This window comes from Sphingobacterium yanglingense (assembly GCF_004363245.1).
In the GTDB taxonomy this organism is placed as follows: domain Bacteria; phylum Bacteroidota; class Bacteroidia; order Sphingobacteriales; family Sphingobacteriaceae; genus Sphingobacterium; species Sphingobacterium yanglingense.
On the sequence record NZ_SNYV01000014.1, the window covers coordinates 547147 to 569202 of the forward strand.

At 38.8% G+C, this 22056-nt stretch carries 18 protein-coding genes; 13 read left to right on the forward strand and 5 right to left on the reverse strand.

Going from position 1 to position 22056, the window contains the following annotated elements; all coding sequences use genetic code 11:
• Window positions 1-84: 84 nt before the first annotated feature.
• Genes CLV99_RS13555 through CLV99_RS13565 form a run of 3 tightly spaced genes read left to right on the forward strand, consistent with a single transcriptional unit; the run spans window position 85 to window position 4087 of the window.
• Complete coding sequence (locus tag CLV99_RS13555) at window positions 85-762, forward strand: hypothetical protein (RefSeq protein WP_246032770.1); 678 nt, start codon at window positions 85-87, stop codon at window positions 760-762.
• A 26-nt stretch (window positions 763-788) separates the two neighbouring features.
• A complete protein-coding gene (locus tag CLV99_RS13560; RefSeq protein ID WP_133585028.1) occupies window positions 789-2777 on the forward strand; it encodes a hypothetical protein in 1989 nt (662 codons plus the stop codon).
• Window positions 2777-4087, forward strand: coding sequence for a hypothetical protein (locus CLV99_RS13565; RefSeq protein ID WP_133585029.1), 1311 nt, complete (start codon window positions 2777-2779; stop codon window positions 4085-4087). Before CLV99_RS13560 ends, CLV99_RS13565 begins: the two co-directional genes overlap by 1 nt.
• Window positions 4088-4144: 57 nt before the next feature.
• Here CLV99_RS13565 and CLV99_RS13570 read toward each other — a convergent pair whose 3' ends face one another.
• The gene (locus CLV99_RS13570) at window positions 4145-4933 is read right to left on the reverse strand and encodes a Cof-type HAD-IIB family hydrolase (RefSeq protein ID WP_133585030.1); all 789 of its coding nucleotides are present in this window, start codon (window positions 4931-4933) and stop codon (window positions 4145-4147) included.
• A 164-nt stretch (window positions 4934-5097) separates the two neighbouring features.
• Here CLV99_RS13570 and CLV99_RS13575 point away from each other — a divergent pair, with 164 nt between their 5' ends.
• Window positions 5098-6276, forward strand: coding sequence for a class I SAM-dependent methyltransferase (locus CLV99_RS13575; RefSeq protein ID WP_133585031.1), 1179 nt, complete (start codon window positions 5098-5100; stop codon window positions 6274-6276).
• A gap of 9 nt (window positions 6277-6285) precedes the next feature.
• On the opposite strand, the gene gloA2 is transcribed toward CLV99_RS13575, so the two are convergent.
• From gloA2 to CLV99_RS13590, 3 genes are all read right to left on the reverse strand, one after another.
• Window positions 6286-6711 (reverse strand): SMU1112c/YaeR family gloxylase I-like metalloprotein, encoded by a 426-nt coding sequence (gene gloA2, locus CLV99_RS13580; protein WP_246032771.1) that lies wholly within the window; start codon window positions 6709-6711, stop codon window positions 6286-6288.
• A complete protein-coding gene (locus CLV99_RS13585) occupies window positions 6677-7579 on the reverse strand; it encodes a DUF72 domain-containing protein (RefSeq protein WP_133585032.1) in 903 nt (300 codons plus the stop codon). Before CLV99_RS13585 ends, gloA2 begins: the two co-directional genes overlap by 35 nt.
• 216 nt (window positions 7580-7795) lie before the next feature.
• The gene (locus CLV99_RS13590; protein WP_133585033.1) at window positions 7796-10447 is read right to left on the reverse strand and encodes a heavy metal translocating P-type ATPase; all 2652 of its coding nucleotides are present in this window, start codon (window positions 10445-10447) and stop codon (window positions 7796-7798) included.
• A 186-nt stretch (window positions 10448-10633) separates the two neighbouring features.
• On the opposite strand from CLV99_RS13590, the gene CLV99_RS13595 reads away from it, so the two are divergent.
• From CLV99_RS13595 to CLV99_RS13625, 7 genes are all read left to right on the forward strand, one after another.
• Window positions 10634-11515, forward strand: coding sequence for a tyrosine-type recombinase/integrase (locus tag CLV99_RS13595; protein ID WP_133585034.1), 882 nt, complete (start codon window positions 10634-10636; stop codon window positions 11513-11515).
• 13 nt (window positions 11516-11528) lie between these two features.
• Window positions 11529-11873, forward strand: a complete 345-nt coding sequence (gene hpf / locus CLV99_RS13600; protein WP_133585035.1) for a ribosome hibernation-promoting factor, HPF/YfiA family — start codon at window positions 11529-11531, stop codon at window positions 11871-11873.
• A gap of 162 nt (window positions 11874-12035) precedes the next feature.
• The gene (locus tag CLV99_RS13605; protein ID WP_133585036.1) at window positions 12036-12398 is read left to right on the forward strand and encodes a DUF6686 family protein; all 363 of its coding nucleotides are present in this window, start codon (window positions 12036-12038) and stop codon (window positions 12396-12398) included.
• Window positions 12399-12584: 186 nt separating this feature from the next.
• Window positions 12585-13112 carry a ferritin gene (locus CLV99_RS13610; RefSeq protein ID WP_133585037.1) on the forward strand — a complete coding sequence of 176 codons (528 nt, stop codon included), beginning with the start codon at window positions 12585-12587 and terminating at the stop codon, window positions 13110-13112.
• A 167-nt stretch (window positions 13113-13279) separates the two neighbouring features.
• On the forward strand, window positions 13280-16000 hold the full coding sequence (locus CLV99_RS13615) for a TonB-dependent receptor (RefSeq protein ID WP_133585038.1): 2721 nt from the start codon (window positions 13280-13282) through the stop codon (window positions 15998-16000).
• On the forward strand, window positions 15997-16968 hold the full coding sequence (locus CLV99_RS13620) for an NAD(P)H-quinone oxidoreductase (protein ID WP_317126633.1): 972 nt from the start codon (window positions 15997-15999) through the stop codon (window positions 16966-16968). Before CLV99_RS13615 ends, CLV99_RS13620 begins: the two co-directional genes overlap by 4 nt.
• Window positions 16969-17042: 74 nt before the next feature.
• Window positions 17043-19328, forward strand: a complete 2286-nt coding sequence (locus CLV99_RS13625; protein ID WP_133585039.1) for a GH92 family glycosyl hydrolase — start codon at window positions 17043-17045, stop codon at window positions 19326-19328.
• A gap of 127 nt (window positions 19329-19455) precedes the next feature.
• Here CLV99_RS13625 and CLV99_RS13630 read toward each other — a convergent pair whose 3' ends face one another.
• Window positions 19456-20307, reverse strand: a complete 852-nt coding sequence (locus CLV99_RS13630) for a helix-turn-helix domain-containing protein (protein WP_133585040.1) — start codon at window positions 20305-20307, stop codon at window positions 19456-19458.
• A gap of 139 nt (window positions 20308-20446) precedes the next feature.
• Between CLV99_RS13630 and fucP the strand changes: the two genes are divergently transcribed.
• Both fucP and CLV99_RS13640 read left to right on the forward strand, forming a co-directional pair.
• Window positions 20447-21709, forward strand: coding sequence for an L-fucose:H+ symporter permease (fucP, locus tag CLV99_RS13635; protein WP_133585041.1), 1263 nt, complete (start codon window positions 20447-20449; stop codon window positions 21707-21709).
• Window positions 21710-21726: 17 nt separating this feature from the next.
• Entirely contained in the window at window positions 21727-22056 is a 330-nt protein-coding gene (locus tag CLV99_RS13640) for an L-rhamnose mutarotase (protein WP_133585042.1), read from the forward strand.

The following is a 22056-nucleotide window of genomic DNA, read 5'->3' on the forward strand; positions in this document are numbered from 1 at the left end:
ACTTATGCATTCATTATTTTTTGAAGGTACTTGTTACCTTTGTGACATTGTGAAATTTGTAAATTATATATGGTTAATCCAGTCATGAAAATGCATCGGTGGTTTGTTTGTCTACTTGTTTTTATCACTACTCTTAGTTTGACAAGTTGTTTTGATGTGGTAGAGGATGTGAATCTGAAATCAAATGGTTCAGGTAGTATAAAAGCAACTGTCAATTTGAGTAAGAGTAAGGTGAAAGTTGCTTCTTTAATGAAATTAGATAAAGTAGACGGGGTGAAAGTACCTTCAAAATCAGAGATACAAGCCGAGGTCAATGATATCGTGAAGCTTTTGAGGCAGACGCCTGGGATTTCTAATGTTCAGCATAGTCTGGATTTCAATAACTTTATAGGTACTTTATCATGTGACTTTACCAATGTAGGGGCATTGAATGCTTTTACGAAGACATTGTCTACACATTTTAAAGCTAAAGTCTCGAGTTATTCAAGTTATTCATATGATGCGAAGACAAAGGTCTTTGCGCGGAGCTATACGTACAGTGATGAAGCCAAGAAAGGGTTAGCAAAATTGAAACCAGAGAATCAGAAATCATTCTCCGATGCCTATTTTACAAGTATATACAGGTTTCAGGATAATGTCCTAAAACAGGATAATAAAGTTGGGAAAATATCGGATAATAAAAAAGCTGTCATGATGCGGGTAGGAGTATTAGAACTAGTGAATGGGAATGTCAGCTTGTCAAACCAAATATCGTTAAAATAAAAAGCTTAAAATTTTATAATTTAAATATGTATCTACACAAATTTGCTGCACTAGCACTTGGCATAATGATGACCTTAGCATCAAATGCTCAAGACCTAATCCGGAAAGTACCTCATGACGCTAAAGTGGTCGTATCTTTCAATAATAAAGCTGTATTTGACCATTTGAATATTGCTGATCTGAACCTTACGTTAACCCGTTTAGGGCTTTTTGATAAAATGAACAGCGATAGTAAACTGAAACCGTCAAAGATAGAGGACTTGGGAATCGATCTTAAAGCTAAAGCTTATGCGTATGTACGTAGTACAGATAGCGTACAGTATATTGGCGCTTTAATCCCGTTGTCCGACAAAAGCCAGTTTGAGTCCATTATCCCAAAACATAAAAAAGTAGAGATTGTCAATTCTCTTCCTACAATCTATTCTGCTGATCGTTCTCTACGTCTTAGCTGGGATCAGAATACAGTGTATGTATTAGGAGGTCTGGCTATGGACTACTATTTCAGAAAAGAGGATGTAATCAATCGATACGGATTGATAGCTAATGCATATGATGCTTATGACGCGGAGTATGCAGAAGCTGTTGTAGATTCAGCTGCAACAACTTGGGATGCATATGACTTTGATGCCGCAGCGGACTCAGCCGCAGCAGATGCTGCACGTGCTACTGCTGCTGTTAGTGAGGAAGAAATGGAATATGAGTTGGCAGCGCCACCGATTCTTGCACCGATAGATACAACAGATGAGGACGAGTATGCTATTGTTGATTCTATTTTAGCGCAGGATGAGTATGCTGATGATTATTATACGCGTTATGATAGTATTACGAGACATAACGATTCAATTAAAAATGATTTGGTGAAACAATGGGTCAATGCCGAGATGGAACTTCTGTTGGCAGGTGGTTACAAGTCATTTGATGCTAAGAGATTACCAAAGCTGAGTGCCAATACGATTGCACATATCCATGCTGCAGATGTGTTTTCTTATTACAAGTATCTTTATCCTGAGGAAGCGCTTAGCGAGTTGTTCGGTGTAAAGCCAAAGTTTGACTATGGTATTGACGGAATCGATGCAAGTATTGTTGTTGATGGAAATAAGTTGAAGTTCGTTGGATCTGCGACATTGGACAAAGAGATGGCTTCTTACTATAAGGAAATTTATAATAAGAAGTTAAATCCAAAGTTCTATCCTTTTTTGGATAAAGATGTATTAGGCTTTTTCTCCTTTAATGTGAATACGGAGGCCTACCTGAAGAACCTTCCGAAAATCATGGAAAGTTATTATGGCTCGTTTATGCCAAGATATTCAAACATGATTAGCTTAGGTGCAATGTTGTTTGACATTGCTTTGGATCAAAAGGCTATTGCAAAGGTTATAAAAGGTGACAACCTGTTCGTTTTAAATGGTGTGACTAAAGTAGATGTAACATACACTGATTATGAGTACGATGACGATTACAACTATACGGAAGTAGAGAAAACTAAAACGGAGACTATTCCTCAGTTCTTATGGATGTTTTCTTCGGATGACACACGTATTTTCGAAAAGATAATCCAGATCGGCGTGCAGGAGAATGAATTAGTTGATCATGATGGTATCTATGAGGTTAAGGAAAATAAGGGATCTGGTATTACTGTTTATTTATTGATCAAGCAGGGGATGGTATTTATTGGTAATGACATGGCTAAAATGGAGATGATAAAGTCAAATCATTACGCTGGAAAAGGACATGCTCCTTATGTAGCAATGGCTAAGAAAAATAATTTGAGCTTATTGTTCAATACAAAACGTATACCTGTTTTATTGGAGGAATTAGATATCCCAGTTGAGCGCTCTATAGAGGAGACTGTTGCCGAATTACAACAATACGGTGATTTCTATATGACTTCTACAGGGGTCAAAGGAAATAAAGTAACAGGAGAAATCGCTGTGGAATTTCCGAATAGAAAAGGTAATGCATTAGCATTCCTATTTGATGTTTTGGATCGTTGGTCATTGAAACTAAAAGAATAATGAAGCTATTGAAAAAAATAGTATTTATAGTAGTGGGGCTTATTGCGGTAATCGCAATAGGCCTCTATCTATTCTTGGCGGTACGGGAGTCTCGTTCGAAGGGAGGCTTGGTCCATCAAGAAAGTGAGTATGTGATTAAAGTTGCTGTAGATAAAATACTGACAGACATTGCTTGGAATGCAATTTCAAATCCTGGGACTTATTTTGGTAAGGATAGTACCGATACGACAAGTGATGGTAAATCGAGTCGTAACCTAGGAATATCAATTCCTGCTAACGTGTATATGTTTGCGTTGAAAGATGAAGAAGAGACGTGGTATACATGGTTTAGTGTTGAGAATCAAGAGCAGTTACAGGGTTTCGTGCGGACTGAGCTCGGTATCGACAGTACTGGAATAGAAAAAGAAAATGATTTTTGGTGGATTAATGGTAAGGATAATAGGGTAGTACTTCTCGGAGATTCCAAAAATGTCTTAGTAGCTCTTAGCTTTGATAAGAAAGATAAGAAAGCGGCAATGTTGAAAATTTGGGAAGGACGAACTACAGCAATGGTGCCGATTAAAACACTAACGGAGTTTAGTTTTGAAAATACTGCCGATATCGAATGGAAGCAAAAGGGAAATGATGCGGACGCAAATTTGTCATTTAAAAAGGGAATGATAACTGCAAATTGGTCTTTGTCTAATGATATTTTACGATTGCCACAACAGGCTAACGTACGGGAGTTGCCTCCGTCTAATGTGTTAAATGTATATTGTCAAGCGGATATCCGACCTGTTTTAGAGAAGTATGAAAACCGTTTACAGCGTTATAATATCCCAGTTGATACCTTAAAGAACTATTATGGTGGGTATATGGATATACAATGGCGGGCCAATGATGTGCTACAAACGGATAGCATCATTGCATACGATTATGATGAGAATTTTAATGCGATAGAGAAAAAAGAAATAAGGGAGGAAGCGGTGCCTAATATTTTATTTACATTCAATGCATCACCCCATTTGGCAGGATACCTTCCTGAGAAGATGTTCTATAAATTCTATAAGCGAATAGAGGGTAAACAGATCGGGCTAAGTACCGACGCAAACGGGAAAAATGAATTTCCTTATGTGTCAACAGATCATGCTTTTCTTTTATCTTACACACGTAATGAGACAGCCCAAAGACATCTGTCCTGGTTATCTCAATTTGACAGAGTTGAAAAAGTGGAAATAAGTGGAAGAGGAGGAGAGGTAGCCAATAGTTTTAAGGGAGAAGTAAAATTGAGGGAATATGGGATACACGCGTTGTACCAACTGTTGAATTGAGGCTGATAAGCTATTTAATAAAAAAGGTAAAGTTTTCACTTTACCTTTTTTTGTGGATTACAATACGTTAAAATGCTTTAAAGCATTCCAAATACCATCGCTATCAACATCGTCTGTGATGTAGTCTGCTATTTCTTTTACTTCGGGATTGGCATTTCCCATGGCTACTCCTATGCCTACATGTTGAAGCATAGTGATATCGTTTCCTCCATCTCCAAAGGCCATGGTCTTGGTTATGTCTATTCCGTAATGTTCACAAAAAATATCTATACCGACTTTTTTACTTTGTCCTTTAGGGTTCACATCTGCAAATAGGGGAGTCCAACGGGAAGCTATGGAGTTGGGCATTACTTCTTGCATAAATTGTTCCTCTTCATCTGGTCCAAGGAAAATATTGGTCTGTAGTATTTCGTCTGTATTTACATTATCCATATCTACCAGTGGAGGTACAGGAAGGTTAAGGTGGGCGTACATGCCTGCAATCTCCGGCGTTACATCGTGTATAGTTACTTCCTTCTCTGACATGAATGAAAAACTTAAAGGTTTTTCATTTGCATGTTTTAGAAGACTTTCGATATCCTTTGAATCAATAGATTTTTTGAAGAGAATATGACCTTCTTTAGACACGCAGTAGCCGCCATTGAAAGTGATATAGCCGTCAAAATCTAAGTACCTGACGTGGTCTATGCTATTGATAGATCGTCCTGTGGATAGTATGATTTTGATTCCTTTGGCTTGAAGCTGTGCGAGCGCCTCTTCTGTGGATGGAGATACTTCGTGTGTTTTGAAACTTAGTAAAGTGCCGTCAATATCAAAGAATACGGCTTCAATTTCTGGGTTCTGCATAGTAAATCTGAGTCTATCCCAAACTTAAATAAAATGCTTCGGATTGACGAATGTCAGGGATGAAATTTCTGTTAAAGATCTAAATATCGTAGTAGTTGGAATATTAGGTAGGAGCAGCAATAATTGATTTTGTATCTTTGTGGCCTAAAATCACTATTTGCAATATGGCACTACCTTCTTTTTTCGAAAAGCTGAATAATAGTATAGAACAGGACCACTTTATCAAGCTGTCACTGGGAGATTATCATGGTCCTGAAAAGGAGCTAAAACAGGTTTATGTTAAGTTGGTGTCGATAAAACGGGAAATCAATCTTTCATTTACCTTTAGGTATAAAACGAGGGATATTACCAAAAATTATGCTATCAAAGAAGGGGTGCAACGTATAGCGGATTTTCTAAATACAGGACAGTTTAAAATCGGTACTTTATTCACTGTAGAAGCTAACTTCATTTGTCAGCAGAACAAAAAAGGTGTATGGGCGGAACGGAAGGAGAAGCCAACGGCTAAGAAACCAGAAGAACGAAGTCACGATGTGCAAAAGCAACGAAAAATTGGAGAGTCTAATAAAAGCTATCTTCATGCCCTACGTTTGACGGATGAAAAGGGAGAAGTGTATAAAGCTGCTCAGGATAAATGGAAACAGATCAATCATTATATTGAGCTTCTAAGCTCTTCTTTAAATACGCTTCAGTCGGATCATGTACTGAAGGTCGTGGATATGGGAGCTGGTAAGGGATACTTGACTTTCGCATTGTACGATTACTTAACGAATGAATTAAAGAAAGAAAGTAAGGTAGAGGGGATCGAGTATAGACAGGATTTGGTTGAGTTGTGTAATGGGATTGCAAAAGATACAGGATTCAATTCGTTGCATTTTTCACAGGGAACTATTGATGCTTATGTGTCGGAAGATGAACTTGATATTTTGATTGCTTTACATGCATGTGATACGGCAACAGATGATGCGATATTTAAGGGGATACAGTACAATGCGAAGCTTATTGTGGTAGCGCCCTGCTGTCATAAGCAGGTGCGTAGGGAACTCGAACGGGTAAAGAAAAAAAATGAGCTGGATTTTATGACTAGGCACGGTGTTTTTTTAGAACGCCATGCTGAGATGTTAACAGATAGTATAAGAGCATTAATCCTTGAGTATTATGGTTATCAAACTAAGGTAATGCAATTTATCTCTGATGCACATACTCCTAAAAATGTAATGATTGTTGCGGAGAAGAAAGAAATATCGTCGCTAAAGAAACAAGAAATCTTAAATAAACTCCATAGCACTAAAGCTTATTTTGGTATTAACAAGCATTATCTGGAGAAGATTTGTGGCCTTTAAGTGTCTTTTCTATTGGTATTCGTACAATTCTAAAGGGAGCCCATCAGGGTCTTGAAAAAAGGTGAATTTTTTACCAGAGTATTCATCTACACGGATTGGCTCTACGGGGATATCATTATTTTGTAGCTTATCTATCCATTGTTCGATGCTGTCTACAGCAAAGGCAAGGTGGCGTAGACCAAGTGCTTCCGGGTAGGATGGGCGGGGTACATAATTCGGAAAGGAGAAAAGCTCAATAACATAATGATTGCCAATAGCGAGATCGAGCTTGAATGAGTCCCGTTCTTTTCGATATACCTCCTTCAGAATCTCCAATCCTAACAATTGCGTGTAAAACTCTTTTGAGCGTGTATAGTCACTTACAATGATAGCAATGTGATGAATACCTTTTAGTGTCATATCAGAATAGTGTAGGTGCGCTATTATTGTTTGCATCCCCTGGCTTTTGTGGGATATTGAGATTGCTGCCTATCGCTTTGTTTAGTTTTTCTATGAAATGTGCTGCTAGTAAGGGAGACTCGACTTCTATATTTTGATGGATGAAAAAGTAAAGTTGTTGCAAGCCAGCCTCTTTCCACTGTACTGTCGTTTTGACCCATTCGTCCAATCTTGTATAGTCCGATGGGTGGTTGGCTCCTACATAACGGATAAAAGCGGTAGGTGTGGTAAAACGCATGTGCATCATGTCACGTCTTCCTGCTGTATCGACTAGGACATTGGTCTTGTTTGTTTCTTCTAATAAGGCATAGAAGCGTTCGGCTACTGACGGAGAGAACCATTCTTCATTACGTACCTCAACAGCTAAGGGGTATCCTTTTGGGAAATTCCTCAAGAAAGATTCTAGTCGGTCAAAGTCCTTTGGTTTGAAATTGTCGATTAGTTGAAGGAAAGCCATGCCTAGCTTTTCCTCAAATAGTACGGTAGAATCTACAAATGCATTTACTTTTTCGTCTGTATTCAATAATCTTCCGAAATGGCTGATGGACTGCGGAATCTTAGGGAAAAACTTAAAATCTTCTGGGGTTTTGTTTTTCCAGGTTTCTACCTGACTTTTTGAAGGCGAGTTATAGAATGTAGCATTTAGTTCAATAGCATTGAACTGTGTCGAATAGTAGGCTAATTCGTCCTTCGTGCCACGGGGATAGAATCCTTTAAGGTCATTTTTATTCCATTTGGCACAACCTACATATACCTCCAAAGGCTGCTCCTGTTTGTTTTTTAGTAATAAGTCGAGGGATTGCTGAGGAGTTTGGGGGATTGTAAAGTCAATCGTCGAAGGATCTGCTACCTGTCCGAATTTCATCTGTAAATGGTCTGTTTTTTAATGGTTTTATGGAATGTCTTGATTATATTATCTGATGGTCTTATTTTAAATATTTTGCAATAGAGTAATAGTTTTTATAATCTGGTGTAAAAATAGGTAGTTTTGTTGGAGAATCCCAATAGGTATTTAGCTTTTGGGTAGAAGCTTGTCTTTAGACTCCATGCATTGTTGTATATACATGGAGTCACTTAACAGTTATAGTTTTTTGAGATTGAGACGTAATGAGTTCAGTATAACTGAAACTGAGCTTAGACTCATGGCTGCGGCTGCAATCATTGGGGACATCAATATGCCGAACGTAGGGTACAATAATCCTGCGGCTATCGGTATTCCGATTACATTATATAAAAATGCAAACAGCAGATTCTCTTTGATGTTGCGCATCATCATACGGCTCAGGTCTATTGCTTTGGAGACGCCTGTCAGTTCTCCTTTTAAGAGTGTGATATCCGAACTCTGTATGGCAACATCGGTACCGGATCCCATGGCAATACCTACATCAGCTTGCGTCAGGGCTGGAGCGTCATTAATTCCGTCGCCCGTCATTGCTACGATTTTACCTTCACTTTGCAATTTGCTGATTTCTTCCAGCTTGTCATGGGGAAGTAGTTTGGCTTTGAATGAGTTTATTCCCGTGTCATTGGCTACCGCCTGCGCTGTAAGTTCATTGTCTCCGGTGAGCATCACAACCTGGATGCCCAGACTCTGTACATGAGAGATGATTTCTTTTGCATTGACCTTTATCTTATCTTTTACTGCAATAAAACCGGCATACTGTTGATCTAAGGCTAGATAGGATACACTGGAGCCATTGGATTGTAATTGATGTACTTTGTCTCTTATGGAGGTTGGAATACTAATATGGTTGTCCTGGAGTAAGGCTTCATTACCCAAGTATGCCTGACGGTCTCCGATACGGGCAGCAACTCCTTTTCCGGTGATGTTCAGGAAATCTTCAATGGTTGACAGGGAGATGGATTTCTCGGCCGCTTTATTGACCATGGCTTCTGCCAGTGGGTGAGAGCTTTGTTTGTTGATCGATGCTGCTATTTGGAGGATATCATCATTATCAATATTGTCCGCACCTTCAAAAGTGGTTACTTCAGGTTTACCTTCTGTGATAGTCCCTGTCTTGTCGAGAATAAGGTAGTCTATCTTACGAAGTTGTTCTAGAGCTTCGGCTTTTTTTACCAGTATGCCATTTTTTGCACCTTTACCTATACTCACCATGACGGACATGGGCGTAGCTAAACCTAATGCACAAGGACAGGCTACGATAAGGATTGCTAGGGCATTGGTGATGGCATATGAAAGACTATCTTCTACTCCGCTTACTATCCAAACAATGAAGGTGGCTATTGCTATGAGTATAATAATGGGAACAAATACTCTTGATATTCGGTCAGTAAGCTTTTGTATGGGGGCCTGACTTCTGCTGGCATCGTTGACCAATTGTATAATCTGGGATAATAGGGTTTCTGATCCGATATGGGTTGCTTGCATGACGAAGCTATGATTGCCGTTGATAGTCCCTCCAATAACATTGTCGCCCTTTCTTTTTTCTACAGGGATAGATTCACCCGTAATCATAGATTCATCTACAGAAGAGCTTCCTTCTGTAATAATACCGTCTATAGGTACTTTGTCGCCTGGACGCACGCGCAACATATAGCCTTTGTGTATGTCTGTTACGGCTATTCGTTGTTCATTACCTTCATGTAGCCATATCGCTTCGGCGGGAGTAAGTTTGACCAGCGCCTTGATGGCTGAGTTGGTTTTGGAATGTGCTTTCGCTTCCATGAGTTGCCCTAATATTACGAGCGTAATAATCACGACTACCGATTCAAAGTACAGGTGGGGATGGGCATTGTGTTCTAGCATCTCTGTAGGGAGAACCTGAGGAAATAGGAGTGCTACTATACTAAAAATGAAAGCTGCTGCAGTACCTAGGGCAATAAGACTGAACATATTGAGGTTCCATGTTCTGAAAGATGTCCAGCCACGTTGAAAGAAGGTCCAGCCTGTGTAAAAGATAACCGGCAAGGTGAGAATAAGCTGTACCCAACCATTGATATGAGCTGGAATGAGCTGACTTATCGGTTTTCCTGGAAGCATATCCCCCATAGACAGGATGAATACGGGTAGGGTAAAGATTACGCTGATTATCAGCTTTTTTTTCCAGTCTTGATAGACGTCATCTTCATCTTCTGTCTGCTGGTTAGGTACGAGATCCATACCACAGATAGGACAGACACCTGGTTTGTCCTGTTGAATCTCGGGGTGCATCGGGCAACTGAATGTGACTTTCAGATTTGTCTCTGGTATTTTTTCTAAATTCATCCCGCATACTGGGCATGTGCCAGCTTTATCATATACCTTGTCACCTTCACAATGCATGGGACAGTAATATTTTCCTGCATTAGATGTATTGCTTTCTGGAGATTTTGGGGGATGTTGATGTTGATGTGCGGGCGTTTGGCGGACCTGTTCTATTGGTTGTAAGAACATGTTACACACCGGACAACGCCCTTTTTGGCTATATATCTTATCGTGCCCTTCGCAAAACATTGGACAGATGTATTGCCCGCTAGGGGAATCGTCGACTTGTTTTGGAGGATTCGGATGATGGCTGTGTGCTTGTTCGTGTAGTTGATAGTTGCTGCTTATTTCGCTGATTTTCTCCTGAAGCTTGGCGAGCTCAAGGTGGTCTTCGCTCTCTATTTCTGCTTTTTCTTCTTCTAACGAGATACGGACATTTATGCCAGGTATTTCATTAAGCTTGTTTTCTATTTGTGTACGACAACCATCACAGGTCATGCCACTGATATAATAGGTGTGTTTATGCATAATAGATCGTGGTATAAAATGTTATTATAATAATGATAACACTAATTTCGGGTTAATGTTGGCCAGGATGTTATATAATTTTTAAGAAATGATATAGATTTCCAGTCATTTGTTTTTTTCTGATTGTATGTTGGCGAATACAAACCATTTTCCTTAAGTTTGATAGGAGAGGGGAAGTAGCATACTATGTATAAAGATCGGTTTATTAGTTTTTTGACGTTTGAGAAACGTTACTCGCCACATACCATAAAAGCGTATGAAATGGAGGTGAAAGGTTTTTTAGATTTTTTGGAAGCTGAAAATGTGCCTTTTGAGGAAGTTGATCATAAGCTGATGCGGTATTACTTTTCTATACTGCGGGAGAAAGGGAAAGAGGCAAGTTCTGTGAATCGAGCAATTTCTACCTTACGTTCTTTCTATAAGTTTTTGCAACGCGAGCAATTGGTGGTCAAAAATCCTGTTCGTTTGATTCAAGCGTTGAAAACACCTAAGAAATTGCCGGTTGTGGTGGAGAAGGATAAGATGAATCAATTGCTGGATCATATGGATGCAGTAGCAGATGATTTTGAGTCATTGCGTGATTTTATTATTATGGAACTGCTTTTTGGAACGGGTATACGGCTTTCCGAACTTTTGGAAATAAAAGAGAGTGATATTGATTTTTACAATAAAAAAATCCTTATATTAGGGAAAAGGAATAAGGAACGTTTTGTTCCATTACATTTAACCTTAATCGAAGAACTAAAAGAGTATATAGGAAAGAAAAAACTTCAAAATTTAGAAAACATTTCCGAATATTTAGTCGTTACTAAAGAAGGAAAGAGAGCGTATCGGTTGTTGATTTATAGAGTAGTGAAAAAGTATCTAAGTATGATTACTTCACAGAAAAAAAGAAGCCCACATGTACTTCGACATAGCTTTGCTACATCTTTATTAGACAATGGTGCGGATCTCAATGCAATCAAAGAGTTACTAGGTCATGCTGGATTGGCGGCCACTCAGGTGTATACGCACAATTCGGCAGAGCGGTTAAAATCAATTTACAAACAAGCACATCCAAAGGCTTAAAAAAGGAGGAAAAATGAACATTAACGTACAATCAATCAAATTCGATGCAGATCAAAAATTGGTAGACTTTATCAAAAGGAAAACTGGCAAATTGGAGCAGTATTTGGACAATATCATTGAAGGCGTATGTTATCTTCGTTTGGAAAATGTGGAAGGCGAAGAGAATAAGGTGGTAGAATTGAAGTTTAATATTCCAGGTAGTCAGCTTTTTGCAAAAGCGCAAGCGAAAAGTTTTGAGGAGGCGACAGATATTGCGGTAGAGTCGTTGAGACGTCAGATTAATAAACATAAAACGAAAACTAGGACAAATGCTAGTAATCATAAAGAGATAATCTCTGCAGAAGAGGAAGAGTATTAATTGTTGGAGAATCTCTGAACACGTTTAAAGAAGGCGGCTTATTATTAAGCCGCTTTTTTTTATGTTTTTCTATCTCTTATTTTATTTGGATTAATTCTTGATTAAGTTTATATTTGCTCATCATTTAACAATAGCAGTCTAAACAAAATAAGGTAGGAAGAAATGATTTGTCCATTAGCGAATGTAGAAGAGGTGTTTACAACATCACAGGGGGCGGTTTATCAGTGCAGTCGAAAAAACTGTTACTGGTTAGAGTTTCAAGGTAATACTACGGCGTTTAAGGTAAGTGATTTTTTTGTGTTCAAACGGAGTGTCGATCAGATTGATGTTGAGGCTATGCTGAATAACTCTTCCCGCTCTTTTGATTTTGAATTAATTATGCCATTCCGTACGGAACGCTGCTTTCTATTATCCGTAGAAGATGTGCTTGAGTTACGGGATCTATTGGCTGGCGCTAAATTTATGCTTGAATTAAATGGACAGATTCGCTCCATCCTAAGACGCGACGCTGTATTGGCAATCTAATTGTAATTATTTTAAATCATATTGAGTCTAAACAACTTAGCTTTTTTAGGTTGTAATTTAGACTGAATTTGTATTGCATATTTTTTATCTATATCGCTCATTTAGCCTTTATCTTTGTATTAACAAACAAAGGATGATTGTCGTTTGTTATGTTTAAATAAAGTGTAAAAAATAAAAAATAACGATATGAAAGATTTATTGAAATTAAGATCATCTCTAGCTGAAGAGATTGAGAATATATTAAACGCGCAAGTAAAAATCGAAGCTCATTCATCCGCATTGTATCTAGCTATGTCAGCTTGGTGTGATGACCAAGGGTTAGACAATTCTTCTAAGTTCTTTGCAAAGCAATCGGATGAAGAACGTGAGCATATGCTGAAGCTTTTTAACTATATCAACGATCGTGGAGGAAGAGCTATCTCTCCGGAGATTACGAATATCCCTGTTGATTTTGAATCGTTCCGTGGAGTGTTTGAGCAAACCTTGGAGCAGGAAATGTTCGTTACAGAGCAGTTTAATAATATGGCTGACAAATGTATGAAAGCGAAAGATTATGTTACTTTCAATTTCTTACAGTGGTTCTTAGCTGAGCAAGTGGAAGAGGAGTATGTAGCTAGACGTATCCTTGAGTTGTTCGATGTTATAGGTGAAGAAGGTACTGGCCGTTGGGAAATTGATAAGCACTTGGTAAAAGTTGCTTATGATGGCGAGTAATCTCGGACATCGTATATAGAATGAATTTGAAAGGCTATCAATAATGATAGCCTTTCTTTGTATACGATAATCTAATTTTTATCGTTTTATAGTATAATCTTTAATGGTTTTTTTTTGAATAGCAATATTTTAGTATATTGAACTAATTAGATTTTGCAGGCCGATTCGTGGAATTCTCATGGTATAAAATAGGGGTTGTCGTTGTTGTATTTGCTTGTCAAGTGCTGCTGAACTCTGCCTTTGCTCAAGAGATTGTATACGGTAAGGTCCTGGATACGGCTGGCAATCCATTAAAGTCGGTCAGTGTACGTCTAACCAGTGAGTCGGATACCTTAAGTCAAATGACAGATTTTCTAGGTAATTTTCGTTTTTCAGCTTTTAAGGGAAAAAATCTATCGCTTCTTTATACGATGTTGGGATATAAAAGTGAGAGTAGATCTATGCTAGTACTAGGCGTGGGGGGCGAACTCGAAATTCCAGCTGTTCGGCTTGAACCTTATGCGGTTGAAATCGCTGACGTTAATATTTTAAAGGTTCTACCCATTGTGGTGAATGGTGATACGGTACAGTTCAACTTTAATGCTTTTGATTTTCGAAAAAACTCGTTATTAGAAGATGCTTTAAAAAGCCTGCCTGGCTTTCAGGTCGGACGTGATGGGTCTGTGACTTATAATGGAAGATCTATAAAAAGAGTGAAAGTTGATAACAAAGATTTTTTTGGAGGAGATCTGCTGACTGCAACACGAAATCTGCCTGTGGATTTTATTAAAAATGTTCAGGTGATTGATTTTTACGGTGATAAGGAAGAGGCCTTAGGAGTAAAACAAAGCGACCCAGAAAAGATAATTAATATCAGCCTAAAAGACGATCATAAGAAAATTTATTTTGGTCAGGTGACCGGTGGAGGTGGTACTAACTCCCGGTACTTAGGAAGTTTTGGGGCAAATAAATTTGATGATGGTAGAGAAATTTCAATTTTAGGATCTTTTAATAACACAAATACCAATCTGTTTAGTTTCGGTAGTCCAGAAGGTGGAGACCGCAATCGCAGTTCGATGGATATTGGAGATTACGCTGACCCTATAGATGGACTCAATGAAGTGAGTTCTGCCGGGATCAATGTTTCAGATAAGTGGGGGGAACGTACATCATTTAATGCCGCTTATAGTTTCGTTCGGCAGAAGAATGAAACTGATGGGTTTTCAAAATTGACTTCTACCTATGTCGGCAATAAAATTGAACGTGAGGAGGTATATAAGATGAATAATATAGACCAAAATCATAAGCTGAAGTTTGGTTTTGATAGCAAGTTCAACAACGCAGATGTATTACAGATAAAAGGAGACTTGATTTTTAATAGGCTTAACAGTTTCAATAAGAAAAGCACAAGGTTAACGAATTATGAGAAGAAAAACGAAGGGGTGTATCGGGATTCATCTAATCAGATTAGTCCTAATGGCAATTTAGAGGCTATCTATTCCAAATCGTTTAATAAAGTGGGACGTAAATTGGTGGCAAATTTTATACTAAACTCTAATAATGTAGAGAAGCGGGAAAGCGTTTTTGAACAGTATGCAGAGAGTGGTATGGCTACTAAAGACGGTGAATTCCGTCAAGATCAGTATATTAAACAGAATAATTATACCAACTCGACCCGGGCTTCGGTTTCTTATGTGGAACCCTTTTTTGAACATAGTTTATTTGAGTTCAGTTATGAGTTTGATGTAACGCGTATAGAAGCAATACGTCTTGTAGAGAATCGTTTGGCTCCAGTACCTTATTATATCGATTCATTGACGGTAGATTATGATTATTTTTTTAAGAATAATAAAACTGGTGTGACCTATCAGTATGAACCTAATAAGAAGTTTAAAATGCATGCAGGGTTTGCCGTACAACCCCTGTATATGGAAGGACGGGTGACCAAGGATAACGTGGTGTATAAATATGAAAATATAAATCTAATGCCAACAGCTAAGGTAACCTATCGGTTTTCTAAAGAAATGGATTGGCAGATGGATTATAAAGGCAAGAATAATCAGCCATCGTTTAATCAGATTGCTCCTGTGGTGGATAACACAAATTCAAGGAATATTATAACCGGTAATCCAGAGCTAAAAGCCGAAAATGCACATCGGATAGGAACCACTTTACGAAAGAGTTTCAGTTCCAGGATGCAGTATTTTGAGACTAATTTTGCATATAATTTTATCCTTAATAAAATCGTAATAGATAAGCACTCTAAAGAGGGGTCTACTGTACAGGAAATGACCTTTAGAAATACTTCAGGATACTATGATTATAGATGGTATTACATGTTTAATACTCCTTTTATTAATGATGATTTTCAATTAGATCTAACGGGCAATACGGACTATTATAATAATCTATCATTTATTGACGAAAAGAAGCGTACGACTAAGCAGTTGGTGATGACACAGTCTATGCAGTTAAAGTACCAGTGGAATGATTATGTGGAGTCTGTGCTGAATGCAAACTATATGTGGAACAACACTCGTTATGACATTCCCTTTAGAACAAAAATTAACGTGGAGACTATGTTTTGGGGCTTGGGAGCTAGGGGATATTTGAATGATAACCTGTCTGTAGGCTTAGAAATGTCGCAGCGTTATAATAACGGTTATGCGAATACTTTTATGAATGAAAACCAGACGATAATGAATGGTTTTATAGAGTTAACTTTTCTTCGGAACAAGTCTGCTTTATTGCGTTTGCAGGGCTATGATTTATTCGACCAGAATAAGACGATGGGTATAGTTTCTGAATATATTGGTAATGATGTGTATGAGGCCAAAAACAGTCGTTTAGGTCGTTATTTTATGCTTTCATTAAATGTTCGTTTACAAAAATTTCCAAAAAAGCAATGATGCAAGCAGTTGTGATAACCGAACCTGGAGGACCTGAGGTCTTACAGGTGCAAGAACGGACAATTCCCTTTCTGGGAAAGGATGAGGTCTTGATTACGGTGCATGCCGCCGGAGTAAACAGGCCAGATGTATTTCAACGTCGGGGAAACTATCCTGCACCAGTCGGTACGGTGGCAGATATTCCGGGACTAGAAGTTGCGGGAGTAGTTGTGGCTGTAGGCGAAGATTGTCGTAGTTTCGAGGCCGGAGACCGAGTGATGGCGCTTGTCGCTGGGGGTGGGTATGCGCAATATGTTGCGGTAGATTGTGGGAGCTGTATCCGTATTCCTGATAATTTGTCGTTTACGGAGGCAGCAGGTATGCCAGAGACTTTATTTACCGTATGGCATAATGTTTTTGAACGGGGAAGATTGACTCGTGGAGAACGTTTTTTGGTACATGGTGGCGCTGGTGGTATTGGAAGTACAGCTATACAATTGGCTCATCTATTTGCAGCAGAGGTTTTTACTACGGTTGGGGGGACAGATAAAGTAACGTTTGTACGTAGCTTGGGGGCATCACATATTGTTAATTATAAAGAATCTGACTTCGAAGAAAGCTGGAACTCGGGTTCGATGGATGTTATCCTGGATAGTATCGGTGGTACTTATTTTGAAAAAAATATTAATCTATTGGCAGAGGAAGGGCGGCTTGTTGTGATTAATGCTATGCAGGGTGCTAAAGTTGAGTTAAATTTGATTAAGATGATGCAAAAGCGTATTCATCTAACTGGTAGTACGCTACGTAATCGATCACTTGAGTTTAAGAAACAGCTAGCGGATGCTATATCGCAGAATGTGCTTCCTTTGATCGAGACAGGAGCTTACAAGACTCCTATTGCTGAGGTTTTTTCTTACAAAGATGCTCGTTACGCACATGAGTTGATGGAGAGCCGTGCCTTCAGTGGAAAGATTATTTTAGCTTTTTGATACTGCTAAAATAATTTAGCAGTTTGCTTTGTTGGAATATTTTTAGATATTTATATTTTCAAAATATAACCAGCATGAAACTGAATTTTGTATTATCGATATTTCTTTCGCTATTTATCCAACGTAGTTTTAGCCAAAAAATTGGTAAAACGGAAGCTCCCCTTGACTATGTAAGTACTTTGGTCGGTACGCAATCAACCTATTTTCTTTCTAGTGGTAATACCTATCCTGCTATTGCGATGCCTTGGGGAATGAACTTTTGGAGTCCTCAGACAGGTAAAATGGGAGATGGATGGATGTATACGTATACCGCTGAAAAAATCAGGGGATTCAAGCAGACGCATCAGCCTTCACCTTGGATGAACGATTACGGACAATTTAGCGTTATGGCTATGGTAGGAAAGCCTACTTTTGATGAAAATAAAAGGGCAAGTTATTTTTCCCATAAGGCGGAGGTCGCAAAACCTCATTATTACTCGGTGTATTTAGCTGATTATGATACAAAGGTAGAGATTACTCCTACAGCTCGCGCCGCTTATTTCCGATTTACCTTTCCTCAGACGGACTCTGCATTTATATTGATCGATGCTTTTGACAAAGGGTCTTTTGTGGAGGTGATCCCGGAGCAGCGGAAGATTATTGGCTATTCCACTAAAAACAATGGTGGTGTACCGGATAATTTCAAAAATTACTTTGTCTTAGAATTCGACCGTTCATTTACGAATATCTCCACATTTGCAGATTCTGTCTTACAAAATGGGCGGTTTAAAGTTAAAGCGGAGCATGTTGGTGCTATTGTCGGTTTGCAGGCTAAAAGTAGAGGAGATCAGGTTTTAGTCAAAGTAGCTTCATCTTTTATTTCGCATGATCAGGCTAATCTGAATCTGAAAGAATTGGATGGACTTAGTTTTGATCAAGCTGTTGAAAAAGGAGCTTCGGTGTGGAATAAAGAATTAGGAAAGTTGGAGATAGAGGGTGGGACAATCGATCAGATACGGACTTTCTATTCTTGTCTATATCGTTCTTTGCTTTTTCCAAGAATGTTCTATGAGTACGATGCAACAGGTAAAGTGATGCATTATTCTCCGTATAATGGAGAGGTATTGCCAGGTTATCTGTTTACAGATACAGGTTTTTGGGATACATTCAGAGCCTTATTTCCTTTTCTTAACCTGATGTATCCTGAGATGAGTCTAAAGATGCAGGAAGGGCTCGCAAATGCGTACCGTGAAGGAGGTTGGTTGCCAGAATGGGCTAGTCCAGGTTATCGTGATATTATGGTCGGTAATAATTCCGCTTCAGTGGTGGCCGATGCGTGGATAAAAGGAGTGCGTTCTAAAGATATAGAGGTGCTATTTGAAGCGGTAAAGAAAGGTTCGATGAATCCTGGGCCTATCACTGCCGTGGGACGTGCAGGTGCCAGCTATTACAATACCTTGGGCTATGTTCCTTATGATGTAAAGATTCACGAAAATGTAGCGCGCAGTTTGGAGTATGCTTACGATGATTTTTCGATTTACCAGTTGGCAAAATCGCTAAATAAGGGAAAAGAAGAGGTTGATTTTTATAAGAAGCGGTCTTTTAACTACAAACATCTTTTCGATCCCGAATCGGGGTTGATGCGCGGAAAGAATCAAGATGGTAATTTTCAACGTCCTTTCAATCCTTTCAAATGGGGAGATGCCTTTACCGAAGGTAATAGTTGGCATTACAGTTGGTCGGTTTTCCAGGATTTTGAAGGGTTAGCTCGGTTATCAGGCGGACATAAGGCATTGGAAGCAAAATTGGACTCTGTTTTTATATTGCCCCCTATTTTTGATGATTCCTATTATGGTTTTCCAATTCATGAAATCAGGGAGATGCAGATTGCTAATATGGGACAATATGCACACGGTAACCAGCCGATACAGCATATGCCTTATGTGTATAATTATGTTGGAACACCTTGGAAAGCACAGTATTGGGTGAGGGAGACGATGAATAGGATGTATACGCCTAATCCAGATGGATACTGTGGGGATGAAGATAACGGACAGACTTCGGCTTGGTATGTGTTTTCGGCATTGGGATTCTATCCGGTAACTCCAGCTACTGATGAATATATAGTCGGTACGCCACTTTTTGATAAGGTAACATTGCATTTTGATAATGGGAAGAAACTGGTTATCCAAGCAGAGAACAATAGTCTTATGAATCGGTATATTAAATCGATGACGGTCAATGGTAAAGCTTCTACCAAAAACTATCTTAATCATAGCGAGTTGATCAAAGGAGGGAAAATTAACTTTTCAATGGATAGTGTGCCGAATAAGAAGCGGGGAACCACTGTTGAAGACTTACCTTTCTCTTTAAGCAGATAAAAAGCAAACTAACGCTCGGTTTTTGATAGAAAAGCCGAGCGTTTTTTCTTGACATTTAAGCGCTCTTCCGATAACATCGGGGGCGGTTCATGTCTGTTGATGGGCTGAAGGGACCATGACAGTTTTGTTATTGCTTTCGATATTGGGTAGGAGTTTTGTTGAGTTGATCTTTGAAAATTTTATGAAAGCTTACAAAGTTATTAAAGCCGCTATCAAAGCAGATTTCCTTTAGACTAAGATCTGTGTATTTGAGTAAACGGCATGCATGTGCTACTCGAATTTCGCTTACAAATTGTATCGGGGTTTTTCCTGTTTTATTCTTGAAGTACCGACAGAATGAGTTCTTGGTCATCTTGGCTTGTTCGGCTAGTTTGTCAAGCTCCATTTTCGTCTTATAATGTTCACGGATATAATTCATGACATCATTCATCCGACGTTCGTCGTTAGAGTGATTAAGGATAGCGTAGTTGTCACTGACCAGTCTTTTGTGGGGGAATGCGGCATATTGTGCAAGGGTCTGGAGTAAGTAGGTAAATCTCGTAACCCCTTCCGTGTTTAATATCGCCCGAAGTTGTTGTCTTAAGACAGCTAGCAGATTATCTTTTACTAAAAGGCCCTTTTCCGCACTTTGTACCAATTCCTTCAATAGACTCATCTCTGGGATATTAAAAAAGTCAGTCCCAGCGAAATCTTTTTTAAAGTGTATGACTATACAATCAATAGGATCTAACTGTTCATCGCCTCGCAGATCTTCAAAAAGCCAGTAATGAGGGAGGTTAGGACCGATGAGGACTACATCGCCTGCAGAAAAACTTTGGATGCAATCGCCAATGAAGAGGGTTCCATGCCCTTTATATATACATATAAACTCTATTTCCTCGTGGTAATGCCAGGTATTATGGTATTTGGGATAGCTGTCCTGTCGGATATGGAAGCTACTGTAATATGTTCGGTCTAATGAAAGCTGTTTCAGTTTCATGATTCAATAGTAAGGTTTATATTCAAATATAATCTAGTTTTTTATATATGTTGGTAAAATGATTTATTAATGTGGTAAATTGCTTTATGTTTTATTCTAATTATCTCCCGTAATTAGTGATTACCAAATATAATCCAGTATGACACAAGTAAAAAAATATACGTTTGCTATTATTCTGATCACTTCTTTGTTTTTCTTTTGGGGATTCATCCATAACTTGGACCCTATTCTGATTAAGCATCTTCGAAGCGCGTTTAGTTTGAGTCACTTTCAGGCATCTCTGGTAGATTCTGCAGTGTTTATTGCTTATTTCTTTTTGGCGATTCCTGCCGGGATTATTATGAAACGCTATGGCTATAAAACCGGTATTTTAGTTGGATTGAGCTTGTTCGCTTTGGGCTGTTTTTTGTTTATTCCTGCTGCCAATACCATCAGCTATCCTTTTTTCTTAGGGGCCTTGTTTGTACTATCCTGCGGGTTGACCATTTTGGAGACTGCTGCGAATCCCTATATTACAGTATTGGGTGATCCAGAGAAGGCAACGCAACGCTTGAACTTTGCCCAGTCTTTTAATGGGTTAGCGGCTTCCATTGCTCCAATAGTGGGGGGCATATTTATTTTGGCTGAGGAGCCTAAAAGCGGAGATGAGTTGGCCCGTATGAGTGAACAGGCTAGGTTGGCTTATATACAGGCTGAGACTTCTTTGGTAAAGGGGCCTTATTTAGTTTTGGGATTACTCATTCTAGTGGTTGCTGTTTTATTCTTTTTTACAAAATTGCCAGAGATAAAAGAAGAGGAAGGTGCTTCATCTAAAGGTTTTTTTGGGGCGCTGTTGCACAAGAACGTACGGTGGGGAGTTTGTGCTCAATTTTTTTATATCGGGGCTCAGATTTATGTTTTTAGTTTTTTATTAGTATTTGCTGAGGATGCTTTAGGGATGAGTGGGCAGGAAGGAAAATATTATGCTGGGTTGGCGGGCTTTTTATTTATGGTGGGACGTTTTGTCGGTACTTTTTTTATGCGTTATATGAAGCCCTATAAATTGCTGATACTATACAGTATTATGTCTTGTTTGTTATCTCTTGTAGTCATTTACGGAACTGGTCTCATGACACTATATGCGCTTGTAGGAATTACGTTTTTTATGTCCATTATGTTTCCAACGATTTTTGCGATGGGGATAGCAGGGATAGGTGCAGATACTAAATCGGCCTCTAGTCTTATCATAATGTCTATTGTTGGTGGAGCTGTAATACCTCCTATTGCTAGTAAAGTAACTGATATAACGGGAAATATTCATCTTTCTTACTACGTTGTATTTATCTGTTTTGTTGTTGTGCTACTCTTTGGGTGGAACAATAGAGAGAAAGTAGTAGTAAGAGGAGATAAAGGAGAAAAATAAGGATAAAAGGAAGTATTATGAGAAGATATGCGTTGGCATTGGATTTACAGGATAATCCAGATTTGATAAAAGAATACGATGAATATCATCGTGCAGTGTGGCCTGATGTGATTCATTCTATACAGGATTCTGGTATACTTTCGATGGCTATCTACCGCTTTAGTAATCGGCTTTTTATGATTATGGACGTAGAAGAGGGCTTTAGTTTTGAGAAGAAAGGGGAGATGGATGCAAATAATGAGAAAGTGCAGGAGTGGGAGACATTGATGTGGAAATATCAACGTGCTATGCCAGGAAGCCGTCCTGGCGAGAAGTGGGTAATTATGGATAAAATATTTGAGTTGTAA

Coding starts and splice junctions, on each gene's coding strand:
- CLV99_RS13630 (WP_133585040.1), bottom strand. CDS start 20,307: ATGAAACTGAAACAGCTTTCATTAGACCGAACATATTACAGTAGCTTC.
- CLV99_RS13555 (WP_246032770.1), top strand. CDS start 85: ATGAAAATGCATCGGTGGTTTGTTTGTCTACTTGTTTTTATCACTACT.
- CLV99_RS13560 (WP_133585028.1), top strand. CDS start 789: ATGTATCTACACAAATTTGCTGCACTAGCACTTGGCATAATGATGACC.
- CLV99_RS13570 (WP_133585030.1), bottom strand. CDS start 4,933: ATGCAGAACCCAGAAATTGAAGCCGTATTCTTTGATATTGACGGCACT.
- CLV99_RS13585 (WP_133585032.1), bottom strand. CDS start 7,579: ATGAAATTCGGACAGGTAGCAGATCCTTCGACGATTGACTTTACAATC.
- CLV99_RS13620 (WP_317126633.1), top strand. CDS start 15,997: ATGATGCAAGCAGTTGTGATAACCGAACCTGGAGGACCTGAGGTCTTA.
- CLV99_RS13565 (WP_133585029.1), top strand. CDS start 2,777: ATGAAGCTATTGAAAAAAATAGTATTTATAGTAGTGGGGCTTATTGCG.
- fucP (WP_133585041.1), top strand. CDS start 20,447: ATGACACAAGTAAAAAAATATACGTTTGCTATTATTCTGATCACTTCT.
- CLV99_RS13610 (WP_133585037.1), top strand. CDS start 12,585: ATGAAAGATTTATTGAAATTAAGATCATCTCTAGCTGAAGAGATTGAG.
- CLV99_RS13595 (WP_133585034.1), top strand. CDS start 10,634: ATGTATAAAGATCGGTTTATTAGTTTTTTGACGTTTGAGAAACGTTAC.
- CLV99_RS13625 (WP_133585039.1), top strand. CDS start 17,043: ATGAAACTGAATTTTGTATTATCGATATTTCTTTCGCTATTTATCCAA.
- CLV99_RS13605 (WP_133585036.1), top strand. CDS start 12,036: ATGATTTGTCCATTAGCGAATGTAGAAGAGGTGTTTACAACATCACAG.
- hpf (WP_133585035.1), top strand. CDS start 11,529: ATGAACATTAACGTACAATCAATCAAATTCGATGCAGATCAAAAATTG.
- CLV99_RS13575 (WP_133585031.1), top strand. CDS start 5,098: ATGGCACTACCTTCTTTTTTCGAAAAGCTGAATAATAGTATAGAACAG.
- CLV99_RS13590 (WP_133585033.1), bottom strand. CDS start 10,447: ATGCATAAACACACCTATTATATCAGTGGCATGACCTGTGATGGTTGT.
- CLV99_RS13640 (WP_133585042.1), top strand. CDS start 21,727: ATGAGAAGATATGCGTTGGCATTGGATTTACAGGATAATCCAGATTTG.
- gloA2 (WP_246032771.1), bottom strand. CDS start 6,711: ATGCAAACAATAATAGCGCACCTACACTATTCTGATATGACACTAAAA.